This is a genomic window from Catellatospora sichuanensis, from assembly GCF_007483665.1.
GTDB classification, from domain to species: Bacteria; Actinomycetota; Actinomycetes; order Mycobacteriales; family Micromonosporaceae; genus Catellatospora; species Catellatospora sichuanensis.
On the sequence record NZ_VIQO01000002.1, the window covers coordinates 137,950 to 155,062 of the forward strand.

At 67.5% G+C, this 17,113-nt stretch carries 21 protein-coding genes; all 21 read left to right on the forward strand.

The window, feature by feature from the left end; genetic code table 11:
- Window positions 1-52: 52 nt before the first annotated feature.
- The 21 genes from FLL47_RS18240 (at window position 53) to rplE (ending at window position 17,112) form a co-directional block, all read left to right on the forward strand.
- Window positions 53-3,943 carry a DNA-directed RNA polymerase subunit beta' gene (locus tag FLL47_RS18240; protein WP_144121747.1) on the forward strand — a complete coding sequence of 1,297 codons (3,891 nt, stop codon included), beginning with the start codon at window positions 53-55 and terminating at the stop codon, window positions 3,941-3,943.
- A gap of 45 nt (window positions 3,944-3,988) precedes the next feature.
- Complete coding sequence (locus tag FLL47_RS18245) at window positions 3,989-4,342, forward strand: hypothetical protein (RefSeq protein ID WP_144121748.1); 354 nt, start codon at window positions 3,989-3,991, stop codon at window positions 4,340-4,342.
- A 77-nt stretch (window positions 4,343-4,419) separates the two neighbouring features.
- Complete coding sequence (locus FLL47_RS18250; protein ID WP_144121749.1) at window positions 4,420-4,983, forward strand: DUF4190 domain-containing protein; 564 nt, start codon at window positions 4,420-4,422, stop codon at window positions 4,981-4,983.
- Between the two features lie 595 nt (window positions 4,984-5,578).
- A complete protein-coding gene (gene rpsL / locus FLL47_RS18255) occupies window positions 5,579-5,962 on the forward strand; it encodes a 30S ribosomal protein S12 (protein WP_120317147.1) in 384 nt (127 codons plus the stop codon).
- Complete coding sequence (gene rpsG / locus FLL47_RS18260; RefSeq protein ID WP_120317146.1) at window positions 5,962-6,432, forward strand: 30S ribosomal protein S7; 471 nt, start codon at window positions 5,962-5,964, stop codon at window positions 6,430-6,432. Before rpsL ends, rpsG begins: the two co-directional genes overlap by 1 nt.
- 86 nt (window positions 6,433-6,518) lie before the next feature.
- Entirely contained in the window at window positions 6,519-8,615 is a 2,097-nt protein-coding gene (gene fusA / locus FLL47_RS18265; RefSeq protein WP_144121750.1) for an elongation factor G, read from the forward strand.
- A 156-nt stretch (window positions 8,616-8,771) separates the two neighbouring features.
- Window positions 8,772-9,965 carry an elongation factor Tu gene (tuf, locus tag FLL47_RS18270; protein ID WP_144121751.1) on the forward strand — a complete coding sequence of 398 codons (1,194 nt, stop codon included), beginning with the start codon at window positions 8,772-8,774 and terminating at the stop codon, window positions 9,963-9,965.
- A gap of 370 nt (window positions 9,966-10,335) precedes the next feature.
- On the forward strand, window positions 10,336-10,644 hold the full coding sequence (gene rpsJ / locus FLL47_RS18275) for a 30S ribosomal protein S10 (protein WP_007073037.1): 309 nt from the start codon (window positions 10,336-10,338) through the stop codon (window positions 10,642-10,644).
- 11 nt (window positions 10,645-10,655) lie between these two features.
- Complete coding sequence (gene rplC, locus FLL47_RS18280; RefSeq protein WP_144121752.1) at window positions 10,656-11,318, forward strand: 50S ribosomal protein L3; 663 nt, start codon at window positions 10,656-10,658, stop codon at window positions 11,316-11,318.
- On the forward strand, window positions 11,315-11,959 hold the full coding sequence (gene rplD, locus FLL47_RS18285; protein WP_144121753.1) for a 50S ribosomal protein L4: 645 nt from the start codon (window positions 11,315-11,317) through the stop codon (window positions 11,957-11,959). Before rplC ends, rplD begins: the two co-directional genes overlap by 4 nt.
- The gene (gene rplW, locus FLL47_RS18290) at window positions 11,956-12,258 is read left to right on the forward strand and encodes a 50S ribosomal protein L23 (protein WP_120317141.1); all 303 of its coding nucleotides are present in this window, start codon (window positions 11,956-11,958) and stop codon (window positions 12,256-12,258) included. Before rplD ends, rplW begins: the two co-directional genes overlap by 4 nt.
- A gap of 13 nt (window positions 12,259-12,271) precedes the next feature.
- On the forward strand, window positions 12,272-13,111 hold the full coding sequence (gene rplB, locus FLL47_RS18295) for a 50S ribosomal protein L2 (RefSeq protein ID WP_144121754.1): 840 nt from the start codon (window positions 12,272-12,274) through the stop codon (window positions 13,109-13,111).
- A 16-nt stretch (window positions 13,112-13,127) separates the two neighbouring features.
- Entirely contained in the window at window positions 13,128-13,409 is a 282-nt protein-coding gene (rpsS, locus tag FLL47_RS18300) for a 30S ribosomal protein S19 (protein ID WP_120317139.1), read from the forward strand.
- Window positions 13,410-13,443: 34 nt separating this feature from the next.
- Window positions 13,444-13,917, forward strand: coding sequence for a 50S ribosomal protein L22 (gene rplV / locus FLL47_RS18305; RefSeq protein WP_120317138.1), 474 nt, complete (start codon window positions 13,444-13,446; stop codon window positions 13,915-13,917).
- The gene (gene rpsC / locus FLL47_RS18310; RefSeq protein WP_144121755.1) at window positions 13,917-14,747 is read left to right on the forward strand and encodes a 30S ribosomal protein S3; all 831 of its coding nucleotides are present in this window, start codon (window positions 13,917-13,919) and stop codon (window positions 14,745-14,747) included. Before rplV ends, rpsC begins: the two co-directional genes overlap by 1 nt.
- A gap of 3 nt (window positions 14,748-14,750) precedes the next feature.
- Entirely contained in the window at window positions 14,751-15,176 is a 426-nt protein-coding gene (gene rplP / locus FLL47_RS18315) for a 50S ribosomal protein L16 (protein ID WP_120317136.1), read from the forward strand.
- A complete protein-coding gene (gene rpmC, locus FLL47_RS18320) occupies window positions 15,176-15,406 on the forward strand; it encodes a 50S ribosomal protein L29 (protein WP_120321522.1) in 231 nt (76 codons plus the stop codon). Before rplP ends, rpmC begins: the two co-directional genes overlap by 1 nt.
- 5 nt (window positions 15,407-15,411) lie before the next feature.
- On the forward strand, window positions 15,412-15,690 hold the full coding sequence (rpsQ, locus tag FLL47_RS18325) for a 30S ribosomal protein S17 (RefSeq protein ID WP_120317135.1): 279 nt from the start codon (window positions 15,412-15,414) through the stop codon (window positions 15,688-15,690).
- Between the two features lie 170 nt (window positions 15,691-15,860).
- Entirely contained in the window at window positions 15,861-16,229 is a 369-nt protein-coding gene (rplN, locus tag FLL47_RS18330) for a 50S ribosomal protein L14 (RefSeq protein ID WP_117226249.1), read from the forward strand.
- Window positions 16,226-16,543: a 50S ribosomal protein L24 gene (gene rplX / locus FLL47_RS18335; protein WP_144121756.1), complete on the forward strand. Its 318-nt coding sequence runs from the start codon at window positions 16,226-16,228 to the stop codon at window positions 16,541-16,543. Before rplN ends, rplX begins: the two co-directional genes overlap by 4 nt.
- Window positions 16,543-17,112, forward strand: a complete 570-nt coding sequence (rplE, locus tag FLL47_RS18340; RefSeq protein WP_120317133.1) for a 50S ribosomal protein L5 — start codon at window positions 16,543-16,545, stop codon at window positions 17,110-17,112. Before rplX ends, rplE begins: the two co-directional genes overlap by 1 nt.
- Window position 17,113: the final 1 nt, after the last annotated feature.

A 17,113-nucleotide genomic window follows, 5' to 3' on the forward strand; every position in this document is an offset into this window, starting at 1 on the left:
CTCCGCCATCAACTGACACTGATGAAGACACGAGCAAAGAGGGACATACAACGTGCTCGACGTTAACTTCTTCGATGAGCTTCGGATCGGCCTGGCAGGTGCTGAAGACATCCGGCGCTGGTCGCACGGCGAGGTCAAGAAGCCCGAGACGATCAACTACCGCACCCTGAAGCCCGAGAAGGACGGACTCTTCTGCGAGAAGATCTTCGGCCCTCAGCGGGACTGGGAGTGCTACTGCGGCAAGTACAAGCGGGTCCGCTTCAAGGGCATCGTCTGTGAGCGCTGCGGCGTCGAGGTGACCCGTTCCAAGGTGCGTCGTGAGCGGATGGGCCACATCGAGCTCGCCGCCGCGGTCACCCACATCTGGTACTTCAAGGGTGTGCCGAGCCGGCTGGGTTACCTGCTGGACCTCGCCCCGAAGGACCTCGAGAAGATCATTTACTTCGCCTCGTACGTGATCACGAGCGTGGACGCCGAGGCGCGTCACCGCGACATGACCACCATCGAGAACGAGATCTTCGCCGAGAAGCGGCAGGCCGAGAACGCCCGCGACGCCGAGATCGAGAAGCGCGCGGTCAAGCTCGAGTCCGACCTGGCCGAGCTCGAGGCCGAGGGCGCCAAGGCGGACGTGCGCCGCAAGGTCAAGGAGGCCGGCGAGCGCGAGATGCGCCAGATCCGCGACAAGGCGCAGCGCGAGATCGACCGCCTCGACGAGGTGCTGGACACGTTCCGCAAGCTCGACTCCAAGCAGCTGGTCACCGACGAGCTGCTCTACCGCGAGCTGCGCGACCGCTTCGGTGAGTACTTCACCGGCGGCATGGGCGCCGAGGCCATCAAGGCCCTGGTACAGAACATGGACCTCGAGGCCGAGGCCGAGTTCCTGCGCGAGACCATCCGCTCGGGCAAGGGCCAGCGCAAGCTGCGCGCGCTCAAGCGGCTCAAGGTCGTGGCCGCGTTCCTGGCCACCGGCAACTCCCCGCTGGGCATGGTGCTGGACTGCGTGCCGGTCATCCCGCCGGACCTGCGCCCGATGGTGCAGCTCGACGGTGGCCGTTTCGCCACGTCCGACCTGAACGACCTGTACCGCCGGGTCATCAACCGCAACAACCGCCTCAAGCGTCTGATCGACCTCGGCGCGCCCGAGATCATCGTGAACAACGAGAAGCGGATGCTGCAGGAGGCCGTCGACGCACTGTTCGACAACGGCCGCCGTGGCCGGCCGGTGACGGGTCCGGGCAACCGCCCGCTCAAGTCGCTGTCCGACATGCTCAAGGGCAAGCAGGGCCGGTTCCGTCAGAACCTGCTCGGCAAGCGCGTGGACTACTCGGGCCGTTCCGTGATCGTCGTCGGCCCGCGGCTCAAGCTGCACCAGTGCGGTCTGCCCAAGCAGATGGCGCTGGAGCTGTTCAAGCCGTTCGTGATGAAGCGGCTGGTCGACCTGAACCACGCCCAGAACATCAAGTCGGCCAAGCGCATGGTCGAGCGTCAGCGTCCGGTCGTGTGGGACGTGCTGGAAGAGGTCATCACCGAGCACCCGGTGCTGCTCAACCGTGCACCCACCCTGCACCGTCTGGGCATCCAGGCGTTCGAGCCGCAGCTGGTCGAGGGCAAGGCCATCCAGATCCACCCGCTCGTCTGCACCGCCTTCAACGCGGACTTCGACGGTGACCAGATGGCCGTGCACGTGCCGCTGTCCGCCGAGGCCCAGGCCGAGGCGCGCATCCTGATGCTGTCCAGCAACAACATCCTCAAGCCGGCCGACGGCAAGCCGGTGACCATGCCCACCCAGGACATGATCATCGGGCTGTACCACCTGACCCACACCCGTCCCGGCATGCTGGGCGAGGGTCGCGTGTTCAGCTCCGAGGCCGAGGCCATGATGGCGTTCGACAACGGCGAGCTGCACCTGCAGGCGCCGGTGCGGATCCGGCTCAAGGGCATCACCTCGGTGGACAACGGTCCGGCCGGCCCGGTCTGGGCGGCGCCCGAGGGCTGGGAGCCGAACGAGCAGGTCATCCTGGACACCACGCTGGGCCGGGTGCTCTTCAACGAGACCCTCCCGGTGGGCTACCGCTTCGTCAACCACGAGGTCCGCAAGGGCCAGCTGTCGGCGATCGTGAACGACCTGGCCGAGCGCTACCCGAAGGTCGCCCTGGCGGCGACGCTGGACGCGCTGAAGGAGGCCGGCTTCCACTGGGCCACCTGGTCCGGCGTCACCATCGGCATGGAGGACGTCATCTCGCCGCCGCGCAAGGGCCAGATCCTTGAGCGGTACGAGAAGGAGGCCGAGCGCTTCGACAAGCAGTACCAGCGTGGTCTGATGACCGCCGAGGAGCGCCGTGGCGAGCTGATCGAGCTGTGGACCAAGGCGACCAACGAGGTGGCCAAGGAGCTGGAGACCGCTCTGCCGCTGGAGAACCCGCTGTGGCGCATGATCCACTCGGGCGCTCGAGGCAACATGCTGCAGCTGCGTCAGATCGCGGCGATCCGTGGTCTGGTGGCGAACCCGAAGGGTGAGATCATCCCGCGGCCGATCAAGTCCTCGTACCGCGAGGGCCTGAGCGTGCTGGAGTACTTCATCTCCACGCACGGCGCCCGCAAGGGTCTGGCCGACACCGCGCTGCGTACCGCCGACTCGGGTTACCTGACCCGTCGTCTGGTGGACGTGTCGCAGGACGTGATCATCCGTGAGGACGACTGCGGCACCGACCGCGCGATCCCGATGCAGATCGGGGCGCGCCACGACGGTGTGCTGTCGGTGCACGAGCACGCCGAGACCGGCGCGCACGCTCGCACCCTGGCCGAGGACATGTCGGACCCGTCCGGCAACCTCGTCGCGGCCCGCGGCACCGACCTCAACTCGATCGTCGTCGACGCGCTGGTCAAGGCCGGTATCGAGGGCGTGCGGGTGCGGTCCGTGCTCACCTGCGAGTCCAAGCTGGGCGTCTGTGCGGCCTGCTACGGCCGTTCGCTGCCGACCGGCAAGCTGGTGGACGTCGGCGAGGCCGTCGGCATCATCGCGGCCCAGTCGATCGGTGAGCCCGGCACGCAGCTGACGATGCGTACCTTCCACACCGGTGGTGCGGCCTCGGGTGAGGACATCACCCAGGGTCTGCCGCGTGTCCAGGAGATCTTCGAGGCGCGGGTGCCCAAGGGCAAGGCGCCGATCGCGGACACTCCGGGACGCATCCGGATCGAGGCGGGCGACCGGTCGAAGAAGATCATCATCGTGCCGGACGACGGCAGCGAGGAGATCGTCCACGACAAGATCTCGAACCGGGTGAAGCTGCGGGTGCACGACGGCTCGCACGTGGAGGTCGGCGAGAAGCTCACCGAGGGCACCATCGACCCGCACGAGCTGCTGCGCATCATGGGTCCGCGCGCGGTCCAGGTCCACCTGACCAACGAGGTCCAGGAGGTCTACCGCTCGCAGGGCGTAATGATCCACGACAAGCACATCGAGATCATCATTCGCCAGATGCTCAAGCGCGTGACGATCATCGACTCCGGCGCGACCGAGTTCCTGCCGGGTGTGCTGGTCGACCGTGCGCAGTTCGAGGGCGAGAACCGCCGCCTGGTCTCCGAGGGCGGCGAGCCCGCGGCCGGCCGTCCGGTGCTGATGGGTATCACCAAGGCGTCGCTGGCCACCGAGTCGTGGCTCTCGGCCGCCTCCTTCCAGGAGACGACCCGGGTGCTCACCGACGCGGCGATCAACGCGCGCAGTGACTCGCTCATCGGTCTCAAGGAGAACGTCATCATCGGCAAGCTCATCCCGGCGGGTACCGGCATCAGCAAGTACCGCAACGTCCGGGTGGAGCCGACCGAGGAGGCGAAGGCCAAGGTCTACTCGATGACCTCGTACGGCGAGACCGACTACGGCTTCGGCCCGGCGTCGGGTGTCGCGGTGCCGCTGGACGACTTCGACTTCGGGTCGTACCGGTAATCGCTTGAAGTGAGATCACGGCGTCCCCCGTGTCGTTTACACGGCATGGGGGACGCCGTTTTCGTGTCCGGGGCCGACCGGGATCCGGCTGACCCGGAACCGGTCGCCGACAGCAAGGCCACCGCCGCGTTCGGGCTCGGCCTGCTGGCCGCGGTGACCGGCCCGGCCGTGGGCGGGATCGTGCCGGCCACGGTCGCGCTGGCGCTGGCCCGCCAGGCCCGCGAGGAGCTGCAGGCGGGGGAGGGCTGGCGCACCGGCGCGGGCCGGGTGCTGTGGGCGGAGCGGCTGGCCTGGCTCGGCCTGGTGCTGGCCGGGCTGAGCCTGGTCGCGCTGACCGTGTGGCTGTTCCTGCGCGGCGTGCACTTCGGCACCCAGGACTTCCCGCCCACCGTCGACTGAGCGTCCGGCGGGCGGCCGTGGCAGCGGCGGCCGCCTTGGCGGACACGGGGTGGGCGGGGCGTGGCAGGATCGGCGACGTGACCTACCAGCAGCCTCCGGTGCCGCAGTGGCCGTCGTCGGGCCAACAGCCGCCCGCGCCGCAGTGGCCGGCCGTGCCACCGGCGAACCAGCAGCCGCCCACGCCACAGTGGCCGTCGGGCCGGCAGCCGCCGGCGGCACCGCAGCCGGTGGCCGGGCCGCGGCCGGTGAACTATCCGCCGCCGGTACGGGTGGAGGTCGTGCCGGGCACGCCGTACGGGCTTGCGGTGCTGGGCGCGCCGAAGACCGCCTCGGGCGTGGCGGCCAGCGCGCTGGCCGCCGGGGTCGGCTCGGTCCTGGTGTCGCTGGCGGTGTGGTGCTTCGGCGTGGCCGGCGCGCAGCAGGGCTGGGGCGGACTGGTCGCCGGCGCGTTCGCAGCGCTGTCGATCCTGCTCGGTGCGGCGGGCGTGCTGCTCGGCTGGCTCGGAATGCGCCAGATCCGGCTCGCCATGGGCAACATGACCGGCCGCGGGGTCGCGATCGCCGGCCTGGTGTGCGGCGCGGTGGGCCTGGTGCTGGCCGCGGTGGGGCTGATCACCGCGATCGCGCTCAGCGCCGGCTGAGCCTGATCGCCGGCTCGGCGGCCGCTCCGCTGCGCTGCGCAGCCGTTCGCCATTGAGCCTGATCGCCGGCTCGACGGCCGCTCCGCTGCGCGGCGCAGCCGTTCGCCGGGTGCCCGCCGGTGCGAGCTACCTCACGGTGCGGTATCCCGTTCGGGTGCTGGGAATCGAAGAGGTAGACTGGCTGTCGGAGTTCGCACTGACGGCGGGCTGGTTGCTCGGAAACGACTGGTTGCCTCGCATCGACGGGGGGTCGGGTCACCCCGTTTTGACCAGTGGGCCATCGGTTCGGTACTCTTTCCCCTCGTGCCCGGGCTTGCCCGGGCCCCTCGTGCGTGCGCCGACGCGGGAGAGTCCGACCACAGGTCGGGCAGCCCGTAGCACCACGACAACGACAGACTCCGACAGCTCGAGAAATCGAGCCGCCGGGCCCGTGCGCCGGACGACACGCCCGACCGCGGGGGTCGGCACTTGTCGCGGATCACTTCCGGGACAGCGCTGATCGCAGCAGTTCGGGCCGCATTCGCGGCCACGGCCACACATAAGTTTCCGCGGCGCGAAGCCGCGGAGAGGAAGCAAAAGGGAGCGGAGAACACCGGTGCCCACAATCCAGCAGCTGGTCCGCAAGGGCCGCCAGGCGAAGACGAGCAAGACCAAGACGCCGGCGCTGAAGGGGAGCCCCCAGCGGCGCGGTGTGTGCACGCGTGTGTACACCACGACGCCCAAGAAGCCGAACTCGGCACTGCGGAAGGTCGCTCGCGTCAAGCTGAGCAGCCAGATCGAGGTCACCGCGTACATCCCGGGTGTCGGCCACAACCTGCAGGAGCACTCGATCGTGCTCGTTCGCGGCGGCCGTGTGAAGGACCTGCCCGGCGTGCGCTACAAGATCATTCGCGGTTCGCTCGACACCCAGGGTGTCCGCAACCGCAAGCAGGCGCGTAGCCGCTACGGCGCGAAGCTGGTCAAGGAAGGGAAGAAGTAATGCCTCGTAAGGGCCCCGCTCCGCGTCGGCCGCTGGCCGCTGACCCGGTGTACAACTCGCCGCTGGTCACCCAGCTGGTCAACAAGATCCTGCTGGCCGGCAAGCGCCAGCTGGCCGAGCGTGTCGTGTACGGCGCGCTCGAGGGCTGCCGCGAGAAGACCGGCACCGACCCCGTGGTGACGCTCAAGCGCGCCATGGACAACGTGAAGCCGACCCTCGAGGTCCGCAGCCGCCGTGTCGGTGGCGCGACCTACCAGGTGCCGGTCGAGGTCCGCCCGGTCCGCGCGACCACGCTGGGTCTGCGCTGGCTGGTGACGTACTCCCGCGCCCGTCGCGAGAAGACGATGATCGAGCGGCTCATGAACGAGCTGCTCGACGCCAGCAACGGCCTCGGCGCCGCTGTCAAGCGTCGCGAGGACACGCACAAGATGGCCGAGTCCAACAAGGCCTTCGCGCACTACCGCTGGTGAACCACGTGGAGCCGGGCCGATCCGTCGGTTCCGGCTCCACAACCTTGACTTTCCGGGACTGAGTCCCACTCCGAAAGGATCGTGAAGTGGCCGCCGTAGACGCCGCCCTCGCCACTACCCGCAATATCGGCATCATGGCGCACATCGACGCCGGTAAGACCACCACCACCGAGCGGATCCTGTTCTACACCGGTATCACGCACAAGATCGGTGAGGTTCACGAGGGCGCTGCCGTCATGGACTGGATGGAGCAGGAGCAGGAGCGTGGTATCACCATCACCTCCGCTGCTACCAAGTGTGAGTGGAAGGGCCACACGATCCAGATCATCGACACGCCCGGCCACGTCGACTTCACCGTCGAGGTGGAGCGTTCGCTGCGCGTGCTCGACGGTGCCGTGGCCGTCTACGACGGTGTGGCCGGCGTGGAGCCGCAGACCGAGAACGTGTGGCGCCAGGCTGACAAGTACAACGTGCCGCGTATGTGCTTCGTCAACAAGCTGGACCGCACCGGTGCGGACTTCTTCCGCTGCGTCGACATGATGATCACCCGTCTCAACGCCACCCCGCTGGTGCTGCAGATTCCGATCGGTCTCGAGGGCGACCACATCGGTGTCGTGGACCTGCTGGGCATGCGCGCGCTGACCTGGCGCGGCGAGACCCAGAAGGGTGAGGACTACGCGATCGAGGAGATCCCGGAGAACCTCGTCGAGCAGGCCAACGAGTGGCGCATCAAGCTGCTCGAGACCCTGTCCGAGGCCGACGACTCGATCATGGAGGGTTACCTCGAGGGTGCCGAGTTCACCGTCGACGTGCTCAAGGCCGCGATCCGTCGCGCCACGATCGCCGACAAGCTGAACCCGGTCGTCTGCGGCTCCGCCTTCAAGAACAAGGGCGTGCAGCCGATGCTGGACGCGGTCATCGACTTCCTGCCGTCGCCGCTGGACGTCCCGGCCATCGACGGTACGCTGATGGACGGGGAGACCCCGGTCGCCCGGCACGCCGACTCGACCGAGCCGTTCTCCGGCCTGGCGTTCAAGATCCAGACTGACAAGCACCTGGGCAAGCTGACCTACGTGCGCGTCTACTCGGGCACGCTCGACTCGGGCACCGCGGTGATCAACTCGACCAAGGACCGCAAGGAGCGGGTCGGGAAGATCTACCAGATGCACGCCAACAAGCGCGAGGAGCGCCCCCAGGCGTTCGCGGGCGACATCATCGCCGTGCAGGGTCTCAAGCAGACCACCACCGGTGACACGCTGTCCGACCCGGCGCACCCGGTGATCCTGGAGTCGATGACCTTCCCGGACCCGGTCATCTCGGTGGCGATCGAGCCGAAGACGAAGGCCGACCAGGAGAAGCTGGGCGTCGCGATCCAGAAGCTCGCCGAGGAGGACCCGACCTTCCGCGTGAAGCTGGACGAGGAGACCGGTCAGACGGTCATCTCCGGCATGGGCGAGCTCCACCTGGAGATCCTCGTCGACCGCATGAAGCGCGAGTTCAACGTCGAGGCCAACGTCGGCAAGCCGCAGGTGGCGTACCGCGAGACGATCCGCCGCACGGTGGACAAGCTCGAGTACACCCACAAGAAGCAGACCGGTGGTTCGGGCCAGTACGCGAGCGTGCTCATCGGCCTCGCGCCGCTGCCGCTGGACGCCCCGGCGCAGTACGAGTTCGTCAACGCCGTCACCGGTGGCCGCATCCCGAAGGAGTACATCCCTTCGATCGATGCCGGTGCCCAGGACGCGATGCAGTACGGCGTGCTCGCCGGGTACCCGCTGGTCGGTGTCAAGCTGACGCTGCTCGACGGTAAGTACCACGAGGTCGACTCGTCGGAAATGGCGTTCAAGATCGCCGGTTCGATGGCGCTGAAGGAAGCGGCCCGCAAGGCCGACCCGGCGATCCTCGAGCCGATGATGGCAGTCGAGGTCGTCACCCCCGAGGACAACATGGGTGACGTCATCGGCGACCTGAACTCCCGCCGTGGCATCATCCAGGCGATGGAGGAGCGTAGCGGCGCCCGCGTCGTCCGCGCCCTGGTGCCGCTGTCGGAGATGTTCGGCTACGTCGGCGACCTGCGGTCGAAGACGCAGGGCCGGGCAAGCTACAGCATGGTATTCGACTCCTACGCCGAGGTTCCGCAGAACGTGGCGAAGGAGATCATCGCTAAGGCCACCGGAGAGTGACCGCGGTGGTGAGGTCGGCGCGAGCCGGCCTCACCACGGCTGAGTTCTCCAGGTCTCAGCACAGTAAGGAAGCGCCGGCGACCCCGGCGGGCAAAGGTCCTAAGCGCCAGTCGGCGCCGTCGGGCGAACGAACCAACAGTCCACAGGAGGACACCAGTGGCGAAGGCGAAGTTCGAGCGGACTAAGCCGCACGTCAACATCGGCACCATTGGTCACATCGACCACGGTAAGACGACGCTGACGGCGGCCATCACTAAGGTCCTGCACGACAAGTTCCCGGCACTCAACCCGTACACCCCTTTCGATGAGATCGACAAGGCGCCGGAGGAGAAGGCTCGTGGTATCACGATCTCCATCGCGCACGTCGAGTACCAGACCGAGAGCCGGCACTACGCGCACGTTGACTGCCCGGGTCACGCTGACTACATCAAGAACATGATCACCGGTGCCGCCCAGATGGACGGCGCGATCCTGGTGGTCGCCGCTACCGACGGCCCGATGCCGCAGACCCGCGAGCACGTGCTGCTCGCCCGTCAGGTCGGCGTGCCCTACATCGTCGTGGCGCTCAACAAGAGCGACATGGTTGACGATGAGGAGCTCCTGGAGCTGGTCGAGCTCGAGATCCGCGAGCTGCTGTCGAACCAGGAGTACCCGGGTGACGACCTGCCGGTCGTCCGGGTCTCCGCGCTGAAGGCGCTCGAGGGCGACCCGAAGTGGTCCGAGGCGCTCATGGGCCTGATGGACGCGGTCGACTCCGCGATCCCGCAGCCCGAGCGTGAGGTCGACAAGCCGTTCCTCATGCCGATCGAGGACGTGTTCACGATCACCGGTCGTGGCACCGTCGTCACCGGTCGCGCCGAGCGCGGCATCCTCAAGCCGAACGAGGAGGTCGAGATCGTCGGTATTCGCGAGAAGTCGATGAAGACCACCTGCACCGGCATCGAGATGTTCCGCAAGCTGCTCGACGAGGCCCGCGCGGGTGAGAACGTCGGTCTGCTGCTGCGCGGCATCAAGCGCGAGGACGTCGAGCGCGGCATGGTCGTGGTCAAGCCCGGCACGACCACCCCGCACACGGAGTTCGAGGCGTCGGTCTACATCCTCTCCAAGGAGGAGGGTGGCCGTCACACCCCGTTCTTCCAGAACTACCGGCCGCAGTTCTACTTCCGCACCACCGACGTCACCGGTGTCGTCACGCTGCCCGAGGGCACCGAGATGGTCATGCCCGGCGACAACGTCGAGATGTCCGTGAAGCTCATCCAGCCGATCGCCATGGAGGAGACCCTCCGTTTCGCGATCCGCGAGGGTGGCCGCACGGTCGGTGCCGGCCGAGTCACCAAGATCACCAAGTGATCTCCGCGGGCGCCCTGCTCCCGGGCAGGGCGCCCGCACCTTTACGTGTACGCAGGTCGGGCCTGTTTTAGTGAGCCCCGGCACCCTGATTTCACAATGCCGCACCTGATACGGCATAATGAACAGGTTGCGTTGCGACCGGTCGCGTCCAGTGGGTGTGCCGCGTCGCGTGACGTGGGGGTCTTCGGGCCTCTGACGTGAAGCTCCTGTGATCGGGCGTGATGCCCGTTGAGCCAAGGCAAATGACCTTTTAATAGGGAATCAGTCTGGTTCAGCGCGCGACACGCCCGACCGCGGGGGTCGGACAGGGGGCAGGCCCCACCGTCTGCCGCCGCAGGTAGCGGCTTGAGAGAAGGAAACAGAAGCCACCATGGCGGGACAGAAGATCCGCATCCGGCTCAAGGCCTACGACCACGAGGTCGTCGACTCCTCGGCACGGAAGATCGTCGAGACGGTGACCCGTACGGGTGCTCAGGTCGCAGGGCCGGTGCCACTGCCCACGGAGATCAACCGTTTCTGCGTGATCCGTTCGCCGCACAAGTACAAGGACTCGCGCGAGCACTTCGAGATGCGCACGCACAAGCGTCTGATCGACATCATCGACCCGACTCCGAAGACGGTCGACTCGCTCATGCGACTCGATCTGCCGGCAGGCGTCGACATCGAGATCAAGCTGTAGGGACCGGACTGATGGACAGGCAAGTTAAGGGCATCCTGGGCGCCAAGCTCGGCATGACTCAGGTCTGGGACAACAACAAAGTCGTCCCCGTGACCGTGGTGCAGGCCGGCCCGTGCGTCGTCACCCAGGTTCGTACCACTGAGAAGGACGGCTACGAGGCCGTCCAGCTGGCTTTCGGCGCGATCAACCCGCGCAAGGTGAGCCAGCCCAAGGCGGGCCACTTCGCCAAGGCGAACGTCGCGCCCCGTCGTCACATCGTCGAGCTGCGCACCACCGACGCCGGCTCGTACGAGCTCGGCCAGGAGGTCACCGTCTCCACGTTCGAGGCCGGTCAGGCCATCGACGTGACGGGCAAGACCAAGGGCAAGGGCTTCGCCGGTGTCATGAAGCGCCACGGCTTCCACGGCCTCAAGGCCAGCCACGGCGTCGAGCGCAAGCACCGTTCGCCCGGTTCGATCGGCGCGTGCGCCACGCCGGGTCGCGTGTTCAAGGGCGTTCGCATGGCCGGCCGCATGGGTGGCGTGCGCTACACCGCGCCGGGCCTCACCGTGCACGCCATCGACGCCGAGAACAACCTGCTGCTCGTGAAGGGCGCCATCCCGGGCCCCAAGGGTGCGCTGGTGCTCGTTCGTAGCGCCGCGAAGACGAAGAAGAAGGGTGGTGCCTCGAAGTGACCACGGTTGACGTGATCAGTGCTGAGGGCGCCAAGGCCGGCTCGGTCGAGCTGCCCGCCGAGATCTTCGACGTGCAGGCGAACATCTCGCTGATGCACCAGGTCGTGGTGGCCCAGCTGGCCGCCGCGCGCCAGGGCACGCACAAGACGAAGCGTCGCGGCGAGGTCGCCGGTGGCGGCAAGAAGCCGTACAAGCAGAAGGGCACCGGTCGCGCCCGTCAGGGCTCGATCCGCGCGCCGCAGTTCGCCGGCGGTGGCGTCGTCCACGGCCCGCAGCCGCGTGACTACAGCCAGCGGACCCCGAAGAAGATGAAGGCCGCCGCCCTGCGCGGTGCCCTGTCGGACCGGGCCCGCAACGGCCTGCTGCACGTGGTCGACGCGTTCGTGGCCGGCGAGACGCCGTCGACGAAGGCCGCCCTGGCCACGATCCAGAAGGTCGCGGGCGACGCTCCGCGCGTGCTGGTCGTGCTCGGCGCCAACGACGAGGTCAACTGGGTGAGCCTGCGCAACCTGCAGCAGGTGCACCTGATCGAGGCCGGGCAGCTCAACACGTACGACGTGCTCGTCAGCGACGCGGTGGTCTTCACCACCGAGGCGCTCGAGGAGTTCCTGGGCGTGCCCGCTGAGGAGGGTTCCAAGTGACGACGATTGCCGACCCGCGCGACATCATCGTCGCTCCGGTGGTCTCGGAGAAGAGCTACGGCGAGCTCAACCGCAACTGGTACACCTTCCTGGTGCACCCGGACGCGAACAAGACCGAAATCAAGATCGCTATTCAGCAGATCTTCAATGTTCGGGTGCTGACGGTGAACACGCTCAACCGCGAGGGCAAGCGCAAGCGCACCCGCACCGGCTGGGGTCAGCGCAAGGCGACGAAGCGCGCGATGGTGAAGCTCGCCGAAGGCGACCGCATCGAAGCCTTCGGCGGACCGGTGAGCTGAGGGGTATAAGACAATGGGTATCCGTAAGTACAAGCCGACGACGCCCGGTCGCCGTGGCTCCAGCGTCGCCGACTTCACCGAGGTCACCCGGTCGACGCCGGAGAAGTCGCTCGTCGTTCCGCTGCCGAAGAAGGGCGGTCGTAACGTTCACGGCCGCATCACCACGCGGCACCAGGGCGGCGGCCACAAGCGTCAGTACCGGCTGATCGACTTCACTCGGGTGGGCAAGGACGGTGTGCCGGCCAAGGTCGCGCACATCGAGTACGACCCCAACCGCACCGCGCGCATCGCGCTGCTGCACTACGTCGACGGCGAGAAGCGCTACATCATCGCGCCGAAGGACCTGAAGCAGGGCGACGCGGTCGAGTCGGGCCCCGGGGCCGACATCAAGCCGGGCAACAACCTGCCGCTGCGCAACATCCCGGTCGGCACGACCGTGCACTGCGTGGAGCTGCGTCCGGGTGGCGGCGCCAAGCTGGCCCGCTCGGCCGGCGTCGGCATCCAGCTGCTGGGCCGCGAGGAGGACTACGCCACGCTGCGTATGCCGTCTGGCGAGATCCGCAAGGTGGACGTCCGGTGCCGCGCGACGGTCGGCGAGATCGGCAACGCCGAGCAGTCGAACATCAACTGGGGCAAGGCCGGTCGTATGCGGTGGAAGGGCAAGCGCCCGACCGTCCGTGGTGTCGCCATGAACCCGGTCGACCACCCGCACGGTGGTGGTGAGGGCAAGACCTCCGGTGGTCGCCACCCGGTGAACCCGCAGGGCAAGCCCGAGGGTCGTACCCGCCGCAAGGGCCAGGCGAGCGACAAGCTGATCGTCCGCCGCCGCTACGCCACCCGCAAGCGCGGGTAATAGGGAGAGCTGACAGATGCCTCGCAGCCTGAAGAAGGGCCCCTTCATCGACGACCACCTGCTCAAGAAGGTGGAAGTGCAGAACGAAAAGGGCACCAAGAACGTCATCAAGACCTGGTCGCGGCGTTCGACGATCATCCCGGACATGCTGGGCCACACGATCGCCGTGCACGACGGGCGCAAGCACGTCCCGGTGTTCGTGTCGGAGGCGATGGTCGGGCACAAGCTCGGCGAGTTCGCGCTGACCCGCACGTTCAAGGGTCACGAGAAGGACGACCGGAAGAGTCGCCGTCGCTGACGGCGGACCGTAATAAGGATTTAGGGGAAACACGATGCCAACGAATGACGCGCAGGCCGCGCCGGGCGCCCGTGCGGTCGCCCGCCACGTGCGCCTGTCCGCCAGCAAGGCGCGCCGTGTGGTCAACCTCGTCCGCGGTCTGCCCGCGAAGGAGGCACTGACGGTGCTCCAGTTCGCGCCGCAGGCGGCGAGCGAGCCGGTCTACAAGGTGCTGGCCAGCGCTATCGCCAACGCTGAGAACAACGAGCGTCTCGACCCGGACGCGCTGCTGGTCAGCGCTGCCTACGTGGACGAGGGCCCGACGCTGAAGCGGTTCCGGCCGCGGGCGCAGGGCCGGGCGTACCGGATCCGCAAGCGCACCTGCCACATCACCGTCGAGGTGGAGGCAGTCGCGCCGAAGGCGCCGGTCCGCAAGGCCACCGCCGCCGCCAAGGCGACGCCGGCCAAGGCCACCAAGGCCGCCGCGAAGCCCGAGGTTGAGGCCGCCGAGCAGGAGGAGACCAAGTAATGGGTCAGAAAGTCCACCCGATTGGGTTCCGGCTCGGCATCTCGACCGACTGGAAGTCCCGCTGGTACGCCGACAAGCTCTACAAGGACTACATCGGCGAGGACGTCGCGATCCGCCGCATGATGGCCAAGGGCCTCGAGCGCGCCGGTATCTCGAAGGTCGAGATCGAGCGCACCCGCGACAAGGTCCGCATCGACATCCACACCGCCCGGCCGGGCATCGTCATCGGCCGGAAGGGTGCGGAGGCCGAGCGTCTGCGCGGCGAGCTCGAGAAGCTCACCAAGAAGCAGGTCCAGCTGAACATCCTCGAGGTCAAGAACCCCGAGTCGGATGCCCAGCTGGTCTCGCAGGGCATCGCCGAGCAGCTCTCGGGCCGCGTGGCGTTCCGCCGGGCGATGCGCAAGGCGATCCAGTCGGCCATGAAGAACCCGATGGTCAAGGGCATCCGTGTCCAGGTCTCGGGCCGCCTCGGCGGTGCTGAGATGAGCCGCACGGAGTTCTACCGTGAGGGTCGCGTGCCGCTGCACACGCTGCGCGCCAACATCGAGTACGGCTTCTTCGAGGCTCGTACCACCTTCGGCCGCATCGGCGTGAAGGTTTGGATCTACAAGGGTGACGCCGTGCCGGGTCGCGAGACCCCGGCCGAGGCCCCGGGTCGCCAGCGCCGTGAAGGCCGTGGCGGCGAGCGGTCCGAGCGACCGCGCCGTGGCCGTTCGGGTGCCACCGGCACGACCGGTGCAGGCACCGAGGCCGGCCGTGCGGCCGCCGCGGAGCTCACCAAGGACAACGCCGAGGCGGCTCCGGCCGCAGCGGTTGAGCAGGAGGGCTGAACAATGCTGATGCCGCGTAAGCCTCCGAATGGCTTCCGCAAGCCGCACCACCCCGACCGTTCCGGTCGGAGCAAGGGCGGCAACCGGGTGGTGTTCGGCGAGTTCGGCATCCAGGCGCTCGAGCCGGCGTACGTCACCAACCGGCAGATCGAGTCGGCGCGTATCGCCATGACCCGTCACATCAAGCGTGGTGGCAAGGTCTGGATCACGGTCTTCCCGGACCAGGCCCTGACCAAGAAGCCCGCCGAGACCCGCATGGGTTCCGGCAAGGGCTCGCCCGAGTGGTGGGTGGCGAACGTCAAGCCGGGACGCGTTCTCTTCGAGATGGCGTTCCCGAACGAGGAGATTGCTCGCGAGGCCATGCGCCGCGCGATCCACAAGCTCCCGATGAAGTGCCGAATCGTGAAGCGCGAAGTGGGTGAGGCGTGATGGCAGCCGGTACCAAGGCAGCCGAGCTGCGCGAGAGTTCCTCTGAGGAACTGGTCGCGAAGCTGCGGGAGGCCAAGGCGGAGCTGTTCAACCTCCGCGTCCAGGGCGCGACCGGGCAGCTCGACAACAACCGTCGGCTGGACGTGGTCCGTCGGGAGATCGCCCGGATCTACACGATCATGCGCGAGCGTGAGCTTGGGCTCTCGGCCGCGCCTACTGAGGTGGCGTAGGGAACATGAGCGAGACCAACGAGAACGCAGTCGACCGGAACCGGCGTAAGGTACGCGAGGGTCTGGTCGTCAGCGACAAGATGGACAAGACCGTCGTCGTGGCGGTTGAGGACCGGGTCAAGCACTCGCTGTACGGCAAGGTTCTGCGCCGTAGCAGCAAGCTGAAGGCGCACGACGAGCAGAACGCGTGCGGCATCGGTGACCGGGTGCTGCTCATGGAGACCCGTCCGCTGTCCGCCACCAAGCGGTGGCGGGTCGTGGAGATCCTCGAGAAGGCCAAGTGATCCTGCCTCCGGCAGGTTCGCCGGCCGCCTAGCGGCCGAAGATCAGATAGCCGGCCGGGACGCCCTGTGGGGCGTTCCGGGCGGTTCGAGTTCCGCCAGGCTCCGCCCGCGCAGTGCGGGTCCCCCCGAAACCGGGCGGGCGGAGAACCGGCAGACATACAGGAGTTGACGTGATCCAGCAGGAGTCGCGACTGCGAGTCGCCGACAACACGGGTGCCCGGGAGATTCTGTGCATCCGCGTTCTCGGTGGTTCGGGTCGGCGCTACGCGAGCATCGGCGACGTCATCGTGGCCACCGTCAAGGACGCCATCCCCGGTGCCGGTGTGAAGAAGGGTGACGTCGTCAAGGCCGTCATCGTTCGCACCGTCAAGGAGCGGCGCCGTCCGGACGGCTCGTACATCCGCTTCGACGAGAACGCCGCCGTCATCATCAAGGACGGCGGGGACCCGCGCGGTACCCGTATCTTCGGCCCGGTTGGCCGTGAGCTGCGGGACAAGCGCTTCATGAAGATCATCAGCCTTGCCCCGGAGGTGCTGTGACCATGAAGGTCAAGAAGGGCGACAAGGTCAAGGTCATCGCCGGCAAGGACAAGGGCAAGGAGGGTACGGTCATCGCGGCCTACCCCCGACGCGAGAAGATCCTGGTCGAAGGCGTTAACCGGATCACCAAGCACGAGAAGATCCGCACCACCCAGCGTGGCGCCAAGACCGGCGGCATCGTCACCCAGGAGGCGCCCATCCACGTCTCCAACGTGATGGTCGTCGAGGACGGCAAGCCCGTCCGGGTCGGCTACAAGATCGACGAGAACGGCGTGAAGACGCGCGTCTCCCGTCGCACCGGCAAGGAGCTGTGATGACGACGGCGACCGAGACCAAGACCATGCCGCGTCTCAAGGAGCGTTACCGCGCCGAGGTTGCGGGCCAGCTGCGCGAGCAGTTCGGCTTCGCCAACCCGATGCAGGTGCCGGGCCTGGTGAAGATCGTGGTCAACATGGGCGTCGGTGAGGCGGCCCGTGACTCGAAGAAGATCGACGGCGCGGTCAAGGACCTCACCGCGATCACCGGCCAGAAGCCGCAGATCCGCAAGGCCACCAAGTCCATCGCGCAGTTCAAGCTGCGTGAGGGCATGCCGATCGGCGCGAAGGTGACCCTGCGCGGCGACCGCATGTGGGAGTTCCTGGACCGGCTGCTGTCGATCGCACTGCCGCGTATCCGCGACTTCCGCGGTCTGGACGGGCGCAAGCTCGACGGGCACGGCAACTACACCTTCGGTCTGACCGAGCAGTCGGTTTTCCACGAGATCGACCAGGACCGGATCGATGCGGTCCGGGGCATGGACATCACGCTGGTGACCACCGCCAAGACCGACGATGAGGGCCGGGCGCTGCTCAAGCTCCTGGGCTTCCCGTTCAAGGAGAACTGAG

Coding starts and splice junctions, on each gene's coding strand:
- FLL47_RS18245 (WP_144121748.1), top strand. CDS start 3,989: ATGGGGGACGCCGTTTTCGTGTCCGGGGCCGACCGGGATCCGGCTGAC.
- rpsG (WP_120317146.1), top strand. CDS start 5,962: ATGCCTCGTAAGGGCCCCGCTCCGCGTCGGCCGCTGGCCGCTGACCCG.
- rpsJ (WP_007073037.1), top strand. CDS start 10,336: ATGGCGGGACAGAAGATCCGCATCCGGCTCAAGGCCTACGACCACGAG.
- rplC (WP_144121752.1), top strand. CDS start 10,656: ATGGACAGGCAAGTTAAGGGCATCCTGGGCGCCAAGCTCGGCATGACT.
- rplB (WP_144121754.1), top strand. CDS start 12,272: ATGGGTATCCGTAAGTACAAGCCGACGACGCCCGGTCGCCGTGGCTCC.
- rpsS (WP_120317139.1), top strand. CDS start 13,128: ATGCCTCGCAGCCTGAAGAAGGGCCCCTTCATCGACGACCACCTGCTC.
- rplV (WP_120317138.1), top strand. CDS start 13,444: ATGCCAACGAATGACGCGCAGGCCGCGCCGGGCGCCCGTGCGGTCGCC.
- rpsC (WP_144121755.1), top strand. CDS start 13,917: ATGGGTCAGAAAGTCCACCCGATTGGGTTCCGGCTCGGCATCTCGACC.
- rplP (WP_120317136.1), top strand. CDS start 14,751: ATGCTGATGCCGCGTAAGCCTCCGAATGGCTTCCGCAAGCCGCACCAC.
- rpmC (WP_120321522.1), top strand. CDS start 15,176: ATGGCAGCCGGTACCAAGGCAGCCGAGCTGCGCGAGAGTTCCTCTGAG.
- rpsQ (WP_120317135.1), top strand. CDS start 15,412: ATGAGCGAGACCAACGAGAACGCAGTCGACCGGAACCGGCGTAAGGTA.
- rplE (WP_120317133.1), top strand. CDS start 16,543: ATGACGACGGCGACCGAGACCAAGACCATGCCGCGTCTCAAGGAGCGT.